Source organism: Leclercia sp. TB492 (assembly GCF_049974505.2).
Taxonomy (GTDB): domain Bacteria; phylum Pseudomonadota; class Gammaproteobacteria; order Enterobacterales; family Enterobacteriaceae; genus Enterobacter; species Enterobacter adecarboxylatus_C.
The window spans coordinates 3028737-3045167 of sequence record NZ_CM127572.1; the positions used below are offsets into that span (position 1 = coordinate 3028737).

Sequence of the window (16431 nt, forward strand, 5' to 3'; positions counted from 1 at the left end):
CCTTTTTAAAGCGTCTGTAGCAGAGTGGCTAACTGCCGGTTGATCAGGTGTTGATTAAAATCGTTCTCGACTTTCCGGCGCGCATTGTGCAGCACGGGCGAGAGCTCATGGTCATCCAGCGCGGCGAAGCGCTCCAGCTGCGTGGCCAGCGCCTCGGGGTTGTTCTCTTCCACCAGCCAGCCGGAGTGGCCGGGTTCGATCAGTTCAGGAATGCCGCTGTGTACCGTGGAAACCACCGGGATACCCACCGCCATCGCCTCCATCAGCGCCACCGGGATGCCTTCCATATCGCCATCCGTGCCGGTGACCGACGGCAGTAAGAAGACATCGGCAGCATCGAGCATGGCTTTGACCTCATGGCTGGGCTTGAACCCCGGCATCTCGACATACTCCTCCAGCTCGTACTGTTCGATCAGGGTGCGCAGGCGGCGCTCCCAGGGACCAATGCCGAGAATACGATAGCGAAAAGCTACCCCGCGCGCTTTTAGCTGCCGGCAGGCCTCGATCGCCACGTGCAGCCCTTTTTTCTCGGTCAGGCGTGCCACTGAGATAATCTCCAGCGGAGTTCCCGGGGCCTTCACCGGTCGTTGGGTAAAGCGATCCATATCCACGCCCATGCGCGAGACGGTGATTTTTTCGGGCGGGCAGCCCATGTTTTTCAGACGCCCGGCCCAGAGATCGCTTATCGGCAGCATCATATCGCCACGCTGAAACAGGCGTTGATACTCCGGGGTGTAGTGCGCCAGTACCTCCCGGCTGGAGATGTCGATCCCGTGGAAGACGGTAGCGATTTTCCCCTCGATAACCCCCAGCTCACGCAGTTTGGCCGCCGTGACGCCCGCCGGGCCGAAATGGGCGATAAAAACATCCGCGCGCCAGGGCCGTGCCGTCTGGCCGCAGATGGCGGAGAGGATCAGGTTGCGCGATTCGGCGCCATAGCGGGAAACATTCAACGCCCTCCAGGTGCCGGGGCGATGCAGCCCGCGCAGGGTCTGGCGGGCGCGGTAGCCCAGTTTTTCCAGCTTGCCCTGCGGCTCGTCCTGCAACCAGCGGGTTTTGCTGGCCAGGTCGTACTGCGTCCAGGCGGCGTGGGTATTTTGCGTATCGCCCTTTTGCAGGGCGACGATCTCCACGTCATAACCCATATCAATAAACGCGGTGATCTGGTTCAGCACAAACGTTTCTGACGAGAGCGGGAATTTCAGCAAGAAGAAACCAACCTTCATTTGCCCTCCCCGACCCGATCCAGCACCGATTTCACCATCCTGATGCCGTTATCACGTTCGGCTTTTACCGCTACCGCCAGGCGTTCGTTAATCGCTGGCAACTGGCCGAGGGTGTCGCCCACCATCGCGCCCAGGGAGCCATCCAACAGATGGCGAATATCCACCGCCATCTCCGGCATCCCCAGCTGCTGCATGATCCCGGCAGACTTGTGTTCATAGTTAATGGCAATGGCCGGGGTACCAAAGTTCATGGAGATGATCGCGGAATGCAGACGGGTGCCGACGGTCAGATCGCAGGCCCCCAGCAGTTTGCCCATCTCGAGGTCGTTCAGTTCGTCCATCACCACGTGATATCGGGACGGATCGCTGACGTGCTGGCGCAGGTTGAGCGCCACCATGCGGTCATCTTTGTTGTAGCTGTCGATCCCGGTACAGGTGGAGAGCGCCAGCACCTGATAACCACTGTCCAGTACCCGGTTGACCACCTCAGCAAAGGCCTTTTCGTAGGCCGCCTGGGTGGTGCCCAGACGTTTGTCGAACGGGGCCAGTTCGCGCAGGGTAATGGCGACGGTTTTTTGCTGCCCCACCACGTTCAGCCAGTGCTGCACGGCATAGCTCGGGGTAAAGTTCGCCTCCTGATGATCCACCAGCCAGGCGGTGTCCACACCCTGCTCCACTTTGGTGGTATCGATCTCGCTGCGCTGCATCAGATTCAGACTTACCGACTCACGCAGGATCAGGGCATCGCAGTGGCCAAACACATAGTTGGCCAGCTGGTTGAACTGCGGATCCTGGAACGGCCCGACGCTGTGGCCGACCATAAACAGCGGTTTTTTCGCCATAAAGGTACAGAGCGCATGCTCAAACTGCGGCACGCCGTAGAGGTCAACGAAGAAGGAGCCGCCCACCTGGATGATAGCGTCGTAGCCAGAGAGCAGACGAACAAAATCGGTAAAGCCCTGAGCGATAGCAATGTTGCGCAGTTTGCCGGTGTCGGTCACGCGGGACAGCAGCACCTGGTGCTGATAGCGGCGACGCAGCACCTTTTTCACGCGCCCCATCACGCCTGCGGCATTGTTATGCTGTTTCATCTGGCTGTAGAGCGGATCGCCCATCACCGGACGGTTCAGCAGCCAGGAGGAGCTCACCGGGTAGCGGCTCATCACATCGACTTCGGTCTCCGGCGACAGAGCGTAAATGGCATCCAGCAGGCCGCGCAGAATGGCGCTGTCACCACGGTTACCACAGGTATGGTTGCCCAGAATCAGTAATTTCATAATAACCTCTTAAAAGATTCCCCTCCCCAAAGGGTGAGGGGGAGGAAATAATTAGCCTGCGCGAAGCAGCGTTTTAATCTTTTCGTTGCGGCAGAACTGACGCTTGATCTCCACCACCAGCGCATTACGCGACAGCACGATCATCACCGCGAAGGCCAGCGCACCGGCTGCCACCTGCACCGCCAACAGCGCCGCCAGCGGCAGTTGGCCGTTAAGGACGATACCCAGGCCATAGCTCACCGCCAGCGTCGGCAGCGACAGGTAAAACGGCAGCCACAGGCTCAGGATGTACTGACGATAGCTGGAGCCCAGCACCGGCTTAATCATCACGAAGTAGCTCAGCACGGTATTGATTATCTGCACCAGCAGGAAGCCCAGCGTTACCCCCATCGCGCCGGCCAGATGGCCGCCGATGACGATCGCCGGGATAAACAGGAATGTTTTAAACACATTGAATTTGAAGCTGATATCGACGCGGGCTTTGGCCATTAGCAGGGAACCAATCGGGTTACCAACCGAGCGCAGCAGCCCCACCACGCACAGCAGCTGCAGGATCGGCACAATGCTGACCCACTTTTCACCGAACACCAGCGGCACCAGATTTCCGGAAACCACCATCAGCCCCAGCAGGGTCGGGAAGTTAATGATCCCCACCACCGACAGCAGCTTGTAGAAGTTGATCCGCAACTTTTCAGTGTCGTCCTGAATTTTGGCAAAGGCCGGGAACAGCACGCGGGTGATGATCGGGTTAAGCTTCATCGGCGGCACCACCGCCACGTTGTACGCCAGGTTATAGCCCCCCGCCACGCTGGCCCCGAGGATACGCGCCAGTACTAAAGTGGAAAGGTTGGTGTTGACGTAATTGATGATGCTATCAGCAGTCAGCCAGGCGCCGAAGCGCAGGTTGGACGATACCGAAGAGAGCGAAAAGTGGAAGCCAGGACGGTAAATCTTGCGGCCAAAGTAGCCGAACAGCAGGGTGCGTACGGCAGAGTTCACCAGATACCCGAGGATCGCGGTCATTGCCAGCGGCCAGAAATGGGCGCTAACCACGGTAAAGGTAAACCCGGCCAGCACCGCGCTGGTCTCGATCATGCCGATTTTGCTGAACTCCAGCTCCTTTTGCATCAGGGCGCGGAACTGCTGCCCATGGGGGATCACCACAAACGCAAACGACAGGGCGCGCATCAGCGGGGCCAGCTCCGGGTTATTCAGCGCGTCAGCAATAACATCACTGAGCAGGAAAAGTGCGACAAATACCACCACCCCAAGGCCAACGTTCAGCCAGTAGAGGGTGGTCAGCTCCAGCTGGCTGATCTCCTTACGCTGAATAATCGAGTTGGCGATGCCGAAGTCCGACAGCGTATCGGCCAGAGCGATGATCACCAGCGAGACGGTCAACAGGCCAAACTGGTGGTTATCGATAATGCGCGCCAGCACCGTCATCTGTACCAGCCCGAGGCCGATGATGATCACCGTGGCGATAGCCGACCACTTTGCCCCGCTGAGGGTTTTTTCACGTAAACTCATGTTAGTACGCCGCTTTATTCACGAAGCCCTTGAAGACGGTGAGAAAAACGATTTTGATATCGAACCAGAGGCTCCACTCACGGATGTACTCCAGATCGAACTCAATGCGTTTTTCCATCTTCTCCAGGGTGTCGGTTTCACCGCGCCAGCCGTTGATCTGCGCCCAGCCGGTGATACCCGGTTTCACTTTATGGCGCAGCATGTAGCCTTCAATCAGGGCGCGATACTGCTCGTTATGTGCCACGGCGTGCGGACGCGGGCCGACAATCGACATGCCCCCAGTTAACACATTAATAAACTGCGGCAGTTCGTCGAGGGAGGTGCGGCGCAGGAAGTTACCGACGCGGGTGACGCGCGGGTCGTTCTGCGTCGCCTGGGTCACCACCTCGTCGTTTTCCATCACCTTCATGGAGCGGAATTTCCACACCATGATCGGCTTACCGTCCATGCCGTAGCGGGTCTGGCGGAAGATCACCGGCCCTTTTGAGGTGAGTTTCACCGCCAGGGCAATGGCGCAGAGCACCGGGGAGATCAGCAGCAGGATCATCGAGGAGAGGACGATGTCCTCCGCGCGCTTCAGCACCCGGTTGAGCCCGGAGAGCGGCGTGTCATACAGCGGCACCACCGGCACGCCGTTTACCTCTTCAATGCGGGAATGCAGGATGTTAAAGGTGAAGACATCGGGTATCAGGATCACCGAGCAGGTAGTATCCGCCAGTTTACGCATCAGGGTTTTGATGCGGGCTTCGTCGCTCATCGGCATGGCGATGTAGACGTTGTGGATCTTGCCGGCTTTGGCATCGTCAATCAGCTGGGAATAATTACCGGCCCAGTCAGCAGAGACACCGCCGGGCTGCGCGTCGTGATAGACCCCGACCACGTCAAATCCCAGCCACGGCTCCTTGCGAAAACCGTCCAGCAACGCCAGTCCCGCGGGCATGCTCCCGGCCACCGCCACCCGACGGGTGTTGTAGCCGCGGTTGCGCAGCCAGCCCGCGCCGTAGCGGATAAGCGATCGGCAGACCACCATCCCCACGCTGGTGAGCAGGTACCAGGCAAAATAGGTGGCAAAGCGATTATCAAAGTCGTTGTTAAACGCCACCAGCCCGAAGCTGAAGACCAGGCTTAAGGTCCAGTTCTGCAACAGCAGCAGGAGCTCGGTGGCGATCTTGACGCCACGCCATGAACGGTAGAAGTCGGTCATCCCGCCGATCATCTGGAAGACCACCAGCGCGATCAGCGCCATCAGCAGGTGCATGTAGAGGAAAGGCAGCCCGCTGAGTTTACACACCATCCACAAGCCACCGAACATGATGGTGATATCAGAAAAACGCTGCACCATAGAGATTAACGATGCATTCGTTTTGGCTCGCTCGCGCTTTTTTAGATTTGTCATCGTTGTTCCTGTTTCAGGGTCCCCTCCCCCGTCGGGAGAGGGGCAAGGATTACTGATTCAACAGCGCCATAATGTCCTGCGTTCGCGCCGCCATCAGCGCCGCATCGGCGCGGGATTCCACGTTCAGGCGCACCACCGGCTCGGTATTCGACGAGCGTAAATTGAAGCGCCACTGGGGGAAGGTCATGCTGATGCCGTCGGTACGGTCGATCTCCAGCGCGTGCAGAGCAAAGTGGTTCTCCACCCGGGCAATCGCTTCGGCCGGGGCCGCGAGGGTGCTGTTGATCTCCCCGCTCGCCGGGAAGGCCGCCATGCGGTCACGCACCAGCTCACCCAGCGACTGGCCCTTCAGGCACAGCAGTTCGGTGACCAGCAGCCACGGGATCATCCCGCTGTCGCAGTAGGCAAAATCGCGGAAGTAGTGATGGGCGCTCATCTCGCCGCCGTAAATCGCGTCTTCTTCGCGCATCCGCTCTTTGATAAACGCATGGCCGGTCTTCGACATCACCGGTGTACCGCCCGCCGCCGCGACCACATCCACCGTATTCCAGGAGAGACGCGGGTCGTGAATAATGCGCGAGCCGGGGTTTTTCTCGAGGAAGGCTTCCGCCAGAAGGCCGACGATGTAATACCCCTCGATAAACTGCCCTTTCTCGTCGAACAGGAAGCAGCGGTCGAAATCGCCGTCAAAAGCAATGCCCATGTCCGCGCCGTGCTCAATCACCGCGTTGCGGGTGTCGGCCCGGCACTCCGGCAGCAGCGGGTTCGGAATACCGTTCGGGAAGGTACCGTCCGGGGTGTTGTGAACTTTGATAAAGGTCACCGGCGCGTTAAGCGCCTTAAAGCGGGCTTCCAGGGCATCCACCACCGGGCCTGCCGCGCCGTTACCGGAGTTGATCACAAGCGTGAGCGGCTTGAGGTTCGCCAGATTGATGTAGCCCAGCAGGTGGTCGATATAGGCCTCACGCAGATCGATAGTTTTATAGCTGCCGCGCTTCGCCTCGTTCACCGGCGGGAAATCGTTGGCTTCCGCCAGACGCTGCACGTCGCGCAGGCCGGTGTCGCCGCTGATCGGACGAGCCCCTTCGCGCACCAGCTTCATGCCGTTGTAGTCCATCGGGTTGTGGCTGGCGGTGACTTCGATACCGCCGTCGACGCCTAAATGGAAGGTGGCAAAGTAGATCTCTTCGGTACCGGACAAACCGATGTCCAGCACGTCGACGCCCGCGTCCTGCAGCCCTTTCGCCAGCGCCAGCTTCAGGGATTCGCTGGTCAGACGCACGTCGCCGCCCAGCACAATGGTTTTCGGCTTTAAGTATTCGCCGTACGCGCGGCCAATGCGCCACGCAATGTCCTCATTCAGCTCTTCACCGAGCTTGCCGCGAATATCGTAGGCTTTAAAACAGGTTAATTTTTGCATCATTACCCCTTATTCAGGCAACAGTTGGCCCGACCCGGACAGGGCCAATTAAATTTTTATCTTTTCGTAGGCCCGGTAAGCGCAGCGCCACCGGGCAAATGCGTAAGCGCTATACGCGCCCGTAACGATCCTCAAAGCGGACAATATCGTCCTCTTCCAGGTACGAGCCGGAGCGCACTTCAATCAGGTCGAGCGGGATTTTCCCCGGGTTTTCCAGGCAGTGGGTCGCGCCCAGTGGGATGTAGATCGATTCGTTTTCCCCCAGCAGCGTCACCACCTCGTCGATGGTCACTTTGGCGGTACCCGCCACCACCACCCAGTGCTCGGCGCGGTGATGGTGCATCTGCACCGACAGCCCTTCGCCCGGTTTAACGGTGATGCGTTTGACCTGGTAGCGATCGCCCTCGTCGATGGAGTCGTATTTGCCCCATGGACGGTAGACTTCGCGGTGAATGTGGTGCTCATGGCGACCATCGGCCTTAATCTGCTCCACCACTTTTTTGACGTCCTGCACCGCGTTGCGATCGGCAATCAGCACCGCGTCTTTGGTCTGCACCACCACCAGATCTTTGACGCCGACGGTAGTCACCAGCCCGGATTCGGCATAAACGTAGCTGTTCTCGGTTTTATGGCTGATCACATCCCCGTGATGGACGTTGCCTTCCGGGGTCTGGGCGCTGATCTCCCAGAGCGAGGACCAGGAGCCAACGTCGCTCCAGCCCGCATCCATCGGGACCACTACCGCATCAGCGGTACGTTCCATTACCGCATAATCCACCGACTCTTCCGGACAGGCGAGGAACGCGGCTTCATCGACGCGAATAAAGTCCAGATCCGGGTCGACGGTTGCCATGGCTTTTTCGCAGGCATCCAGGATATCCGGACGGAACTTTGCCAGCTCTTCCAGATAACGACCGGCGCGGAACAGGAACATGCCGCTGTTCCAGTAATATTCACCGCTGGCGACGTAGGCCTGGGCGGTTTCCATATTCGGCTTTTCGACAAACTGCGCCACGTCAAAGGCCAGGCTGTCGCCCTCGCCCGGCGTGACGTTGCCGCGGCGAATATAGCCATAGCCGGTTTCCGGCAGATCCGGCACGATGCCGAAGGTCACCAGCTTGCCGCTTTCGGCATAGGGAATGGCTGAACGCACGGCATCGCGGAAGGCCTCTTCCTGCTGGATCACGTGATCCGCCGCCAGCACCAGCATCAGCGGATCGCAATCCGGGCTGCTGCGTTGCGCCGCCAGCGCCGCCAGGGCGATGGCCGGGGCGGTGTTGCGCCCGGCAGGCTCAAGAATGATGTTTTCGGTCAGCTTGTTCAGTTGACGCAGCTGCTCGGCGACGATAAAGCGGTGCTGTTCATTACAGATCACCACCGGGCTTTCACAATTCACGCCATTCAGACGGTTCACCGTCGTCTGCAGCATGGTGAGTTCCCCTTTCAGGCAGAGGAACTGTTTTGGATAGAGCACGCGGGAGAGCGGCCACAACCGGCTGCCAGAGCCACCTGCCATTACCACCGGGTACAACGTATTTTTACTCATGATTTATCCCCGAATATCTGCAATAAACTGGCTCAGCACGTTCTCTTTCTCGAGCGTGCGTTCGGCATAGTCACGGGCGACCCTGTTCTCTTTGGGCATTGTCAGCGCCTGTTCGATCCCGGCCACCAGCGCGGGCACCGACTCGGGCTCCACGCACACGGCGATCCCCGGCAGGGTGTCGCACAGCTGGCCCAGCTCGGTGTGGGCTTCGGCGGTGATCACGGCGTTGCCGCCTACCGCCAGAATGTTGGTCAGCTTTGAGGGCAGAACCGCATCCGCCGCGCCGCGCTTCTGCACCACCAGATGGCAGTCGGCCATCTTCAGCAGCGCCGGTAAGGCGTCGTAAGACTGCAGCGGGAAGAACTGAACATTCTGCAGGCCGCGCTCGCGGGCCATTTTCTCCAGCCGCGCTTTACCGCCTCCCTGGCCGACAATCACAAACTGCCAGGGCTTATCGCTGAGCGCTGCGGCGGCGTCGATGACGTTCTCCAGCCCCTGCTTCTCACCGATATTGCCGGAATAGAGCACAATCTTTTGCGCTTCAGCCAGACCCAGCTGTGCGCGCAGCGCCGCCACGTCTTCAGGCGTGACGTCGCGAAAACGCGCCACTTCAGACCAGTTAGGGAAGAAGATCACCTTCTCTGCCGCCACGCCCTTCTCCTGCGCCTTGTTCATCATTGAGCGGGAGATGGTTGAGACATAATCCACGTTGTGCAGGCCGCTGCGCTCGAAGGCGCTGGCCAGTTTCGCGACTTTGCCGCCTTTGCCTTTGCCCGCCATGCCCAGACCGAGCATGGCGTCCACTTCATAATCCTGAATGTGCAGCAGGGTGCGGGCCCCGGAGAGTTTGCCCAGCAGGCGCATGCCCGGGGTGCAAAACAGGGTCGGCACCACGCCGATAATGCGATCCGGCTTCCAGCGACGTTGCGCCATCAGCGGGAAGAAACTGCTCAGGGCAAAGCTGCCCAGGTGAATCAAACGCTTTAAGGTTGAGGGCTGCTTAGGCACGTACAGCGGGCAGCGCCAGACGGTGGCAGCCCCCTCTTCACGGCGGTAGCGCCAGCTTGAATAGCGCTCGCCCACTTTCCATTCCGGGTAGTAAGGCGGGGCCGTAATGACCCGCACCTCATGACCCTGGCTGGCCATCCACTCCACCATCTCGCCGGTGTATTTGCCGATACCGGTAAGTTCGGGAGAGTAGTTAATGCCGTACACGAGGATCTTCATAGTCCCGGTACCCCAACCTGATCCAGGAAATAGGCCCGGCTGTTGTCATGAACGTTATCGCTTGCCAGCAGGGCGTCCGGTTTCAGCCAGCGGTAGTCGTCGTGTTGGGAATCAGGCAGACGCAGGTCTGCCTGATTCACCTGCAGGCGATACCCGATCACCACGTAGTGGGTGGTGAAACCGGTGCCGGAAAAGTTGTCGTCATAGAAGTGCTGCCAGACCCCGTAGAACTGCCCCGCCGTCATCGGCAGGCGCAGCCCCAGCTCCGCCTCAGTGAGACGCGCGAAAGCATTTTCCAGCGTCTCGTCTTTCTGCACCCGCCCCCCCGGCACGAACCAGTAGCCCTGCGCCGGACGGTTGGTACGCTGCCCGAGCAGGAACTCGCCCCGCTCGTTCTCCACAACCAAATCGATGGAGATCAGCGGCGTGGAACGCACCACAGTGGCAAAATCTTCCTGACTTAAAAACATATCTACCCCCGGAAGCGCTGCTGGTTTTCCAGGAACCATTGGTAAGTGCTGGCCAGCCCTGCGGCCAGCGTCACCTCATGGAACCAGCCCAGCTGATGCAGACGAGTCACATCCAGCAGCTTGCGCGGCGTGCCGTCGGGTTTGCTGGCATCGAAGGCCACGCGCCCCTTGTATCCCACCACCTGAGCGATGGTCTCGGCCAGCTCGCGAATGGTGCAGTCCACCCCGGTGCCGACGTTGATGTGCGACAGCATCGGCTCGGTGTTCTCCTGCCACACCTCGCGGGCCAGCTCCATCACGTGAATGCTGGCGGCAGCCATATCATCCACGTGCAGGAACTCGCGCATCGGCGTGCCGCTGCCCCACACCACCACTTCCGGCGCGTTGCTGACGGTCGCCTCGTGAAAACGACGCAGCAGCGCCGGGATCACGTGCGAGTTGCTCGGGTGGAAGTTATCGTTCGGGCCGTACAGGTTGGTCGGCATCACCGAGCGATAGTCGCGACCGTACTGGCGGTTATAGGATTCGCACAGCTTGATCCCGGCAATCTTGGCGATGGCGTAGGGCTCGTTGGTGGCTTCAAGGGTGCCCTGCAGCAGCTCGCTCTCGGCGATCGGCTGTTTCGCCATCTTCGGATAGATACAGGAGGATCCGAGGAACAGCAGCTTGTTCACGTTATGCAGATGCGCAGCGTGAATGATGTTGCTCTCGATCATCATGTTTTCGTAGATGAAGTCCGCCGGGTAGGTATTGTTTGCAACAATACCGCCCACTTTTGCCGCCGCCAGATAGACCTGATCGATACGCTGTTCGGCAAAGAAGGCCTGTACCGCGCCCGCATCCAGCAGGTTCAGTTCATCACGATTGCGCAGCACCAGTTCAACGTTGCCGCGCTGTTCCAGCTGGCGGACAATCGCGGAACCCACCATCCCGCGATGACCGGCAACAAAAATTCGTTGTTTGCTCATACTCAGGACTCCAGCGCGATGGCAACCTCGTAGCCATGGGACTTGAGCAGGGAGTGTTTCTTCGCCGCTTCAAGATCGTGGGCCACCATCTCTGACACCATCTCCTGGAGGGTGATTTCCGGCTTCCAGCCCAGTTTTTCGTGCGCTTTGCTTGGGTCGCCGAGCAGGGTTTCCACTTCAGCAGGACGGAAGTAGCGCGGGTCAACCTGGACAATCACATCGCCCGGCTTCACGCCCGGTGCGTCATGGCCGGTGACGGAAACGACGATACCTTTCTCTTCCACGCCGGTGCCTTCAAAGCGCAGTTTGATACCCAGCTGGGCTGCCGCCATCTCAACGAACTGACGTACGGAGTACTGCACGCCGGTGGCGATAACGAAGTCTTCTGGTTTTTCCTGCTGCAGCATCATCCACTGCATTTTCACGTAGTCTTTGGCATGGCCCCAGTCACGCAGGGAGTCCATGTTGCCGAGGTGCAGGCAGGATTCCAGACCCTGGGCAATGTTGGCGATAGCGCGGGTGATCTTACGGGTGACGAAGGTTTCGCCGCGGCGCGGGGATTCGTGGTTGAACAGAATGCCGTTACAGGCGTAGATGCCGTAGGACTCACGGTAGTTCACGGTGATCCAGTAGGCGTACATTTTAGCCACAGCATACGGCGAGCGCGGGTAGAACGGGGTCGTCTCTTTTTGCGGGATCTCCTGCACCAGGCCATACAGCTCGGAGGTGGACGCCTGGTAGAAACGGGTTTTCTTCTCCAGACCAAGGAAGCGAATGGCTTCCAGCAGACGCAGGGTACCCATCGCATCCACGTCGGCGGTGTATTCCGGGGATTCGAAGGAGACCGCTACGTGGCTCATCGCGCCCAGGTTGTAGACCTCATCCGGCTGCACTTCCTGCAGAATACGGGTCAGGTTGGAGCTGTCGGTCAGGTCACCGTAGTGCAGGTGGAATTTCGGGTTTGCTGCATGCGGATCCTGGTAGATATGATCCACGCGCTCGGTGTTAAACGAGGAGGCACGACGTTTGATTCCGTGCACTTCGTAGCCTTTTTCCAGCAGGAGTTCCGCCAGATAAGAACCATCCTGTCCGGTAACGCCGGTGATGAGAGCGACTTTAGACATGTTTATTTTCTCCAGACTTATCAGAAGTTATTCAGTTTCAACGCGTTCGCGTATCGCCACTGCGGGATTGCCACGGCAAAGCTTATTTGCCGGTAGCGATTTAAAAACACTGCTGCGCGCACCCACAACGGTGCCATCGCCGATGGAAACGCCGGGCGCGACAAAGACGTCGGTCGCCAGCCAGCATTTCTCACCCAGGGTGATGGGCTGCGCATTAATATCAAAATGTTGACTCATATAATCGTGACTGCCGGTACAGAGATAACACTTCTGCGATACCACCGAATTGGCACCAATCGAAATATCACCCAGCGTATATAACACCGCGTCATCGCCCACCCAGGCGTTATCCCCTAAGGTTAATTTCCACGGGTAGGTAATTTTTACCGACGGTCGAATCACTGCGTTTTTTCCGATTTTTGCGCCAAACAGGCGTAATAAAAAGGCGCGCCAGCGGTACATTATTTGTGGTGACCAGGCAAATAACGTTGCCTGCACTGCCCACCATAACTGCACCTTAATACCGCCTGCGCCACGAAAACCTTTTGGCACAGAGAAGCCACTTAATTCCTGCATTGTGTTTCCTTATATTCAGGCTTTGTTATATAAGGCTTTGGTTTTACCCGTCGTTTTCAGACGTAATAAATAAGATAATTCCGCGAGCACGCCCGGCATGCGCAATATCTGGCGCTGCACTTTTTTTGCATCCTGGCATAATTCAAGATTATTCGAGGTTGACACCCCGCCCATCGAAAATTCAGAGACCAGGCCCGGCAGTCGTTTAAACGGATAACCGGCTTTATACATTCTGGCGGTCAGGGCGTAATCTGACGAGACGCGATACTGCAGATCGTAGGGGTACGTTTTTAATCCACTCAGGGGAAAGAAAATCGCCTGATGGCTGGCCGGCAGGCTGTGGTAAATATACCAGCCCGGCTTCGCTGCCCTGCGGACTTTATTGCCGTCGCCAAAATCGAGTAAGGCGTCGCCCATGACCATGGCGTTACCCTGCACCCGGTTGAGCTGGCGTACAAACTGCGCCACGTCGTCATGAAAAATATCGCCGGAGTTAAGGAAGATGGCGTAACGCCCCTGGGCCATATCGATGCCTTTATTCATCGCATCGTAGATACCGCGGTCCTTCTCGCTGACGTAACGTAAGTTGAACTCCCCGTTCAGTTTTTCGAGAAACTCCGCCGTGCCGTCGTTCGAACCGCCATCTACCACAATCCATTCAAAGCTGAGGCTGGGATCGCGGGCCAGATTGCGTAGCGACCGCCAGGTTTTTACCACGCCGTCAAGGTTACGGAAGGCAACAGTAATAACGCTGAGTAACATAAACCACCTCGTTATGAATGCGTAATATTAAGCGCCTTGCGCAAAATAAACGGGCAAACAATTAAGAATGCGTACTCCGGGCTAAATATTGACCCGGTAAAAAACAGCGACACCGGCGTAAAAAGATAAAGCTGTACGCGAAAATTCTGATTATCACCAAAGGCGCTGATCGTCATTTTGAAAACTTTGAACAGATACCACGCCGTTAATAACACTGCGAACCAGGAAAAATAAATAATCAGCAGATACAAGCCATTGTCTATGGTTTTTCCGACATCCGCACCGTTAAAGATTCCGAATGATGCGACATATTCATAAAGTGAGCCAAATCTGACAACGCCATCAATATGGGTTAAAGAGTAACCCACCATCACCAGTGGACCGATAATACGGTAATAGGATGACGATCCTTCGGTTCCTAAATCACCAAGACGCTCGGAAATATACGGGAAGGCGAATACCACCCCGACCAGAAACACTGACAATGAAATGATCGCCAAAGGTAACTTTTTCCTGATGGCCTCTTTATTCAGATACTGGAACGCCCACTCCAGGAGGTAAAAAAGAATAAAGGTCATTACCCCGGAGAACGATCCAGACAGGACTATTCCTGCAAGAATCATAGCATCGCTCTTGGGCGTTTTGATACCAAACTGTTTAATGCTGAGCCAAATTGAGATTAACGCCAGAGCGAAGAATGCCGGTTCGAAATAGAGTGCCGTGGTACGCTTGCCGCCAAATTTAATGAAATTCAGTACATAGCTATTACTGTAAATAAGATATTTCGAAATTATTTCCATCAGGCTACTGCCGCCCGTCAAAATAATTTGCGCCATCTCCAGCGCCGCTATCATAACAATGATGCCGATGACCAGATAAAAGAACCTGAGGATCTTCCGATAATTGTGCGGCGAGATAGTTTTAAAACGAATACTCCACACCATACCGATAATGATCACGATATAGACAAACAGCATGGTGGAGGTGACATATTTGCTGGCGTCCAGCGACTGACCAAAGATGTAGTTAAAGGCCGTCAGCCCGACGCCCAATCCCAGCGCAATCATCAACTTTTTCACGCTGATCTTATCGACGAACAGCAACAGCAGCAGCGGTAAAAAAGTGACGATGGTGATGGGGAAGCTCTCACCCAGCTGGGCAATTTTGACGTTGACCAGCAGGTAGATCAGCGGCAGCAGCAGATAGCTACAGATTCTGATAGAACGAGACATACTCCTCCAGCATCTGTTGTCCACTGTAGGCCTGGCGGCTGCGGGTGCGGAACGATTCCAGGTCAGTGCCAAAAACCGCCTGGGCGATCTCCGCCTTCGACAGCTGCACCAGCGGCAGCACCTCGTTTTCACTGAAGGTTTTGCCCCCTGATTTTTCCAGCACTTCCCGGGCGGCGTCACTGTGGGTAGCGATCACCGGCACCCCGATGGAGAGCGCCTCGCACAGGATCAGCGGGTAGTTATCAACCCGGGAACTGAACACCAGCGCGTCCATACCGTTCAGGGCGCTCATCAGCTTGCGCTTGTCGGTTTCGAAGCCGTGGTTGATCACGTTGGCGCCGTCAAAGGGCGAAAACTTGCCGAAGGTGTGCAGTTCGACCTTATCGCCAAGGGCCATGATCTGGCGCACCAGCTGCTGGTTGGTCTTACCGTCGTAGCGCAGGTCGTGGGCCACCACCGCGATTTTCGGTTTGCCCGGCGTGACGGCGACCGGCGTCAGCTCCGCCAGAATGGCTTCCGTCGCCACGTCGATACCGTTGTTGATGATCCGGCAGCGCCCTGCCCCGTACAGGCTGTTAAAGGCGTCGGCCACATGCTGGCTGGGGGAGATAAACTGGCAGCCGAGCGCCAGCATGTCGCGGAACAGCTGGCGTTTACCCGCCACCAGCTGGTGGGCGCGATCCACCTTCACCGGGGGATAGTTGCCGAGCGTCGGGCACTTCTGGCAATTGTCTTTCCAGCCTTCGCAGCCGTCGGTAAAGGCGCAGCGACCGGTGACGCTCCAGTGATCGTGCAGGGTCCAGACGAAGGTGGTATCGGGCTTGTGCGCCTGCACCTTTTGGCAGAAGGCCACCACCTCCTCCAGCTTCAACCAGTAGCTGTGCAGCACGTGGAAATGCAGCACTACCGGGCCCGGCGTGCGGGTCACGGTGCGATACAGGTTGTTAAGGTTGCCGAAAAGATCGCGGTTAAACAGACGGAACAGCGCAATATTCGCCACCGAGGTCAGCCGCGGGGTGTGTTTCACCACCTGCGGGTAGCGGTCGTGGCTGACGCTCTTCTTGCCACCCTTGCCGTAGCCGTAGATAAAGCGCGACTGAAGCCCTTTTTGCAGCGCGCGCTGGTGCAGATCCAGCGCCACCCCTGCCGCCCCGCCCTCGGCGAGACGCACGTTAAATTGCAGAATATTCATTTGATCACCTTCACCCGGGCCTTCTCGCCCACCACCAGCGCGTTGTCCGGGATGCTGTCGAGCACCACGCTTCCCGCTCCCACGGTGACGTTATTGCCCACGGTGATATCGCCGATCATCACCACGTTGGCGCCCAGCTCAACGTTATTGCCGATCACCGGGCAGGCCAGGCTGTCCGGGCCGCGGTTGCCGAGGGTTACGCCGTGACGGATGGTAAAATCATCCCCGGCGACCACGAACTTATTGATCACCACGGCATAGCCGTGGTGAATGGTAAAGCGCCGTCCGATGGTGGCTGCGGCCTGGATTTCGTAGCCGAAGAAGCACTCGGTGATGATGCGGTACAGCACCAGCACCGGGGCCGCCCACAGATTGTTGAGGACGTTCTTTTTGCGCCAGACGGAGCAGAAATGTGCCACCCGGTAGGCCAGCACCATACAGCAGGGGCGCAGGCTCCAGCTGTTTGCGCGACAATCTTCCAGCAC

At 57.7% G+C, this 16431-nt stretch carries 15 protein-coding genes; all 15 read right to left on the reverse strand.

Features of this window, described 5'->3' with window-relative positions; translation table 11 throughout:
- Positions 1-5 precede the first annotated feature (5 nt).
- A complete protein-coding gene (gene wcaL, locus ACP4QI_RS14425) occupies positions 6-1226 on the reverse strand; it encodes a colanic acid biosynthesis glycosyltransferase WcaL (RefSeq protein WP_426495266.1) in 1221 nt (406 codons plus the stop codon).
- Positions 1223-2503 (reverse strand): colanic acid biosynthesis pyruvyl transferase WcaK, encoded by a 1281-nt coding sequence (wcaK, locus tag ACP4QI_RS14430; protein WP_426495265.1) that lies wholly within the window; start codon positions 2501-2503, stop codon positions 1223-1225. The genes wcaL and wcaK overlap by 4 nt, the downstream gene beginning before the upstream one ends.
- 51 nt (positions 2504-2554) lie before the next feature.
- Positions 2555-4033: a colanic acid undecaprenyl disphosphate flippase WzxC gene (wzxC, locus tag ACP4QI_RS14435; protein ID WP_426495264.1), complete on the reverse strand. Its 1479-nt coding sequence runs from the start codon at positions 4031-4033 to the stop codon at positions 2555-2557.
- A gap of 1 nt (position 4034) precedes the next feature.
- On the reverse strand, positions 4035-5429 hold the full coding sequence (gene wcaJ, locus ACP4QI_RS14440; RefSeq protein WP_142486375.1) for an undecaprenyl-phosphate glucose phosphotransferase: 1395 nt from the start codon (positions 5427-5429) through the stop codon (positions 4035-4037).
- A 49-nt stretch (positions 5430-5478) separates the two neighbouring features.
- Positions 5479-6849: a colanic acid biosynthesis phosphomannomutase CpsG gene (gene cpsG, locus ACP4QI_RS14445; protein WP_426495263.1), complete on the reverse strand. Its 1371-nt coding sequence runs from the start codon at positions 6847-6849 to the stop codon at positions 5479-5481.
- A 109-nt stretch (positions 6850-6958) separates the two neighbouring features.
- Complete coding sequence (cpsB, locus tag ACP4QI_RS14450; protein WP_231311921.1) at positions 6959-8395, reverse strand: mannose-1-phosphate guanyltransferase; 1437 nt, start codon at positions 8393-8395, stop codon at positions 6959-6961.
- A gap of 3 nt (positions 8396-8398) precedes the next feature.
- Positions 8399-9622, reverse strand: a complete 1224-nt coding sequence (gene wcaI, locus ACP4QI_RS14455; protein WP_156264205.1) for a colanic acid biosynthesis fucosyltransferase WcaI — start codon at positions 9620-9622, stop codon at positions 8399-8401.
- Positions 9619-10092, reverse strand: a complete 474-nt coding sequence (locus ACP4QI_RS14460; RefSeq protein ID WP_142486379.1) for a GDP-mannose mannosyl hydrolase — start codon at positions 10090-10092, stop codon at positions 9619-9621. The genes wcaI and ACP4QI_RS14460 overlap by 4 nt, the downstream gene beginning before the upstream one ends.
- 2 nt (positions 10093-10094) lie before the next feature.
- Positions 10095-11060 carry a GDP-L-fucose synthase gene (fcl, locus tag ACP4QI_RS14465; RefSeq protein WP_142486380.1) on the reverse strand — a complete coding sequence of 322 codons (966 nt, stop codon included), beginning with the start codon at positions 11058-11060 and terminating at the stop codon, positions 10095-10097.
- Between the two features lie 2 nt (positions 11061-11062).
- Positions 11063-12184: a GDP-mannose 4,6-dehydratase gene (gmd, locus tag ACP4QI_RS14470; RefSeq protein WP_106993498.1), complete on the reverse strand. Its 1122-nt coding sequence runs from the start codon at positions 12182-12184 to the stop codon at positions 11063-11065.
- Positions 12185-12211: 27 nt separating this feature from the next.
- Positions 12212-12760, reverse strand: a complete 549-nt coding sequence (wcaF, locus tag ACP4QI_RS14475) for a colanic acid biosynthesis acetyltransferase WcaF (RefSeq protein WP_156264207.1) — start codon at positions 12758-12760, stop codon at positions 12212-12214.
- A 15-nt stretch (positions 12761-12775) separates the two neighbouring features.
- Positions 12776-13522, reverse strand: a complete 747-nt coding sequence (gene wcaE, locus ACP4QI_RS14480; RefSeq protein WP_142486382.1) for a colanic acid biosynthesis glycosyltransferase WcaE — start codon at positions 13520-13522, stop codon at positions 12776-12778.
- A gap of 11 nt (positions 13523-13533) precedes the next feature.
- A complete protein-coding gene (gene wcaD, locus ACP4QI_RS14485) occupies positions 13534-14754 on the reverse strand; it encodes a colanic acid polymerase WcaD (RefSeq protein WP_426495262.1) in 1221 nt (406 codons plus the stop codon).
- On the reverse strand, positions 14729-15946 hold the full coding sequence (gene wcaC, locus ACP4QI_RS14490) for a colanic acid biosynthesis glycosyltransferase WcaC (RefSeq protein ID WP_156264208.1): 1218 nt from the start codon (positions 15944-15946) through the stop codon (positions 14729-14731). Before wcaC ends, wcaD begins: the two co-directional genes overlap by 26 nt.
- On the reverse strand, positions 15943-16431 hold the full coding sequence (gene wcaB / locus ACP4QI_RS14495) for a colanic acid biosynthesis acetyltransferase WcaB (RefSeq protein WP_142490002.1): 489 nt from the start codon (positions 16429-16431) through the stop codon (positions 15943-15945). Before wcaB ends, wcaC begins: the two co-directional genes overlap by 4 nt.

Excerpts from the sequence above, each read along its gene's own strand:
- wcaL (WP_426495266.1), bottom strand. The coding sequence starts at position 1,226 with ATGAAGGTTGGTTTCTTCTTGCTGAAATTCCCGCTCTCGTCAGAAACG.
- wcaK (WP_426495265.1), bottom strand. The coding sequence starts at position 2,503 with ATGAAATTACTGATTCTGGGCAACCATACCTGTGGTAACCGTGGTGAC.
- wzxC (WP_426495264.1), bottom strand. The coding sequence starts at position 4,033 with ATGAGTTTACGTGAAAAAACCCTCAGCGGGGCAAAGTGGTCGGCTATC.
- wcaJ (WP_142486375.1), bottom strand. The coding sequence starts at position 5,429 with ATGACAAATCTAAAAAAGCGCGAGCGAGCCAAAACGAATGCATCGTTA.
- cpsG (WP_426495263.1), bottom strand. The coding sequence starts at position 6,849 with ATGCAAAAATTAACCTGTTTTAAAGCCTACGATATTCGCGGCAAGCTC.
- cpsB (WP_231311921.1), bottom strand. The coding sequence starts at position 8,395 with ATGAGTAAAAATACGTTGTACCCGGTGGTAATGGCAGGTGGCTCTGGC.
- wcaI (WP_156264205.1), bottom strand. The coding sequence starts at position 9,622 with ATGAAGATCCTCGTGTACGGCATTAACTACTCTCCCGAACTTACCGGT.
- ACP4QI_RS14460 (WP_142486379.1), bottom strand. The coding sequence starts at position 10,092 with ATGTTTTTAAGTCAGGAAGATTTTGCCACTGTGGTGCGTTCCACGCCG.
- fcl (WP_142486380.1), bottom strand. The coding sequence starts at position 11,060 with ATGAGCAAACAACGAATTTTTGTTGCCGGTCATCGCGGGATGGTGGGT.
- gmd (WP_106993498.1), bottom strand. The coding sequence starts at position 12,184 with ATGTCTAAAGTCGCTCTCATCACCGGCGTTACCGGACAGGATGGTTCT.
- wcaF (WP_156264207.1), bottom strand. The coding sequence starts at position 12,760 with ATGCAGGAATTAAGTGGCTTCTCTGTGCCAAAAGGTTTTCGTGGCGCA.
- wcaE (WP_142486382.1), bottom strand. The coding sequence starts at position 13,522 with ATGTTACTCAGCGTTATTACTGTTGCCTTCCGTAACCTTGACGGCGTG.
- wcaD (WP_426495262.1), bottom strand. The coding sequence starts at position 14,754 with ATGTCTCGTTCTATCAGAATCTGTAGCTATCTGCTGCTGCCGCTGATC.
- wcaC (WP_156264208.1), bottom strand. The coding sequence starts at position 15,946 with ATGAATATTCTGCAATTTAACGTGCGTCTCGCCGAGGGCGGGGCGGCA.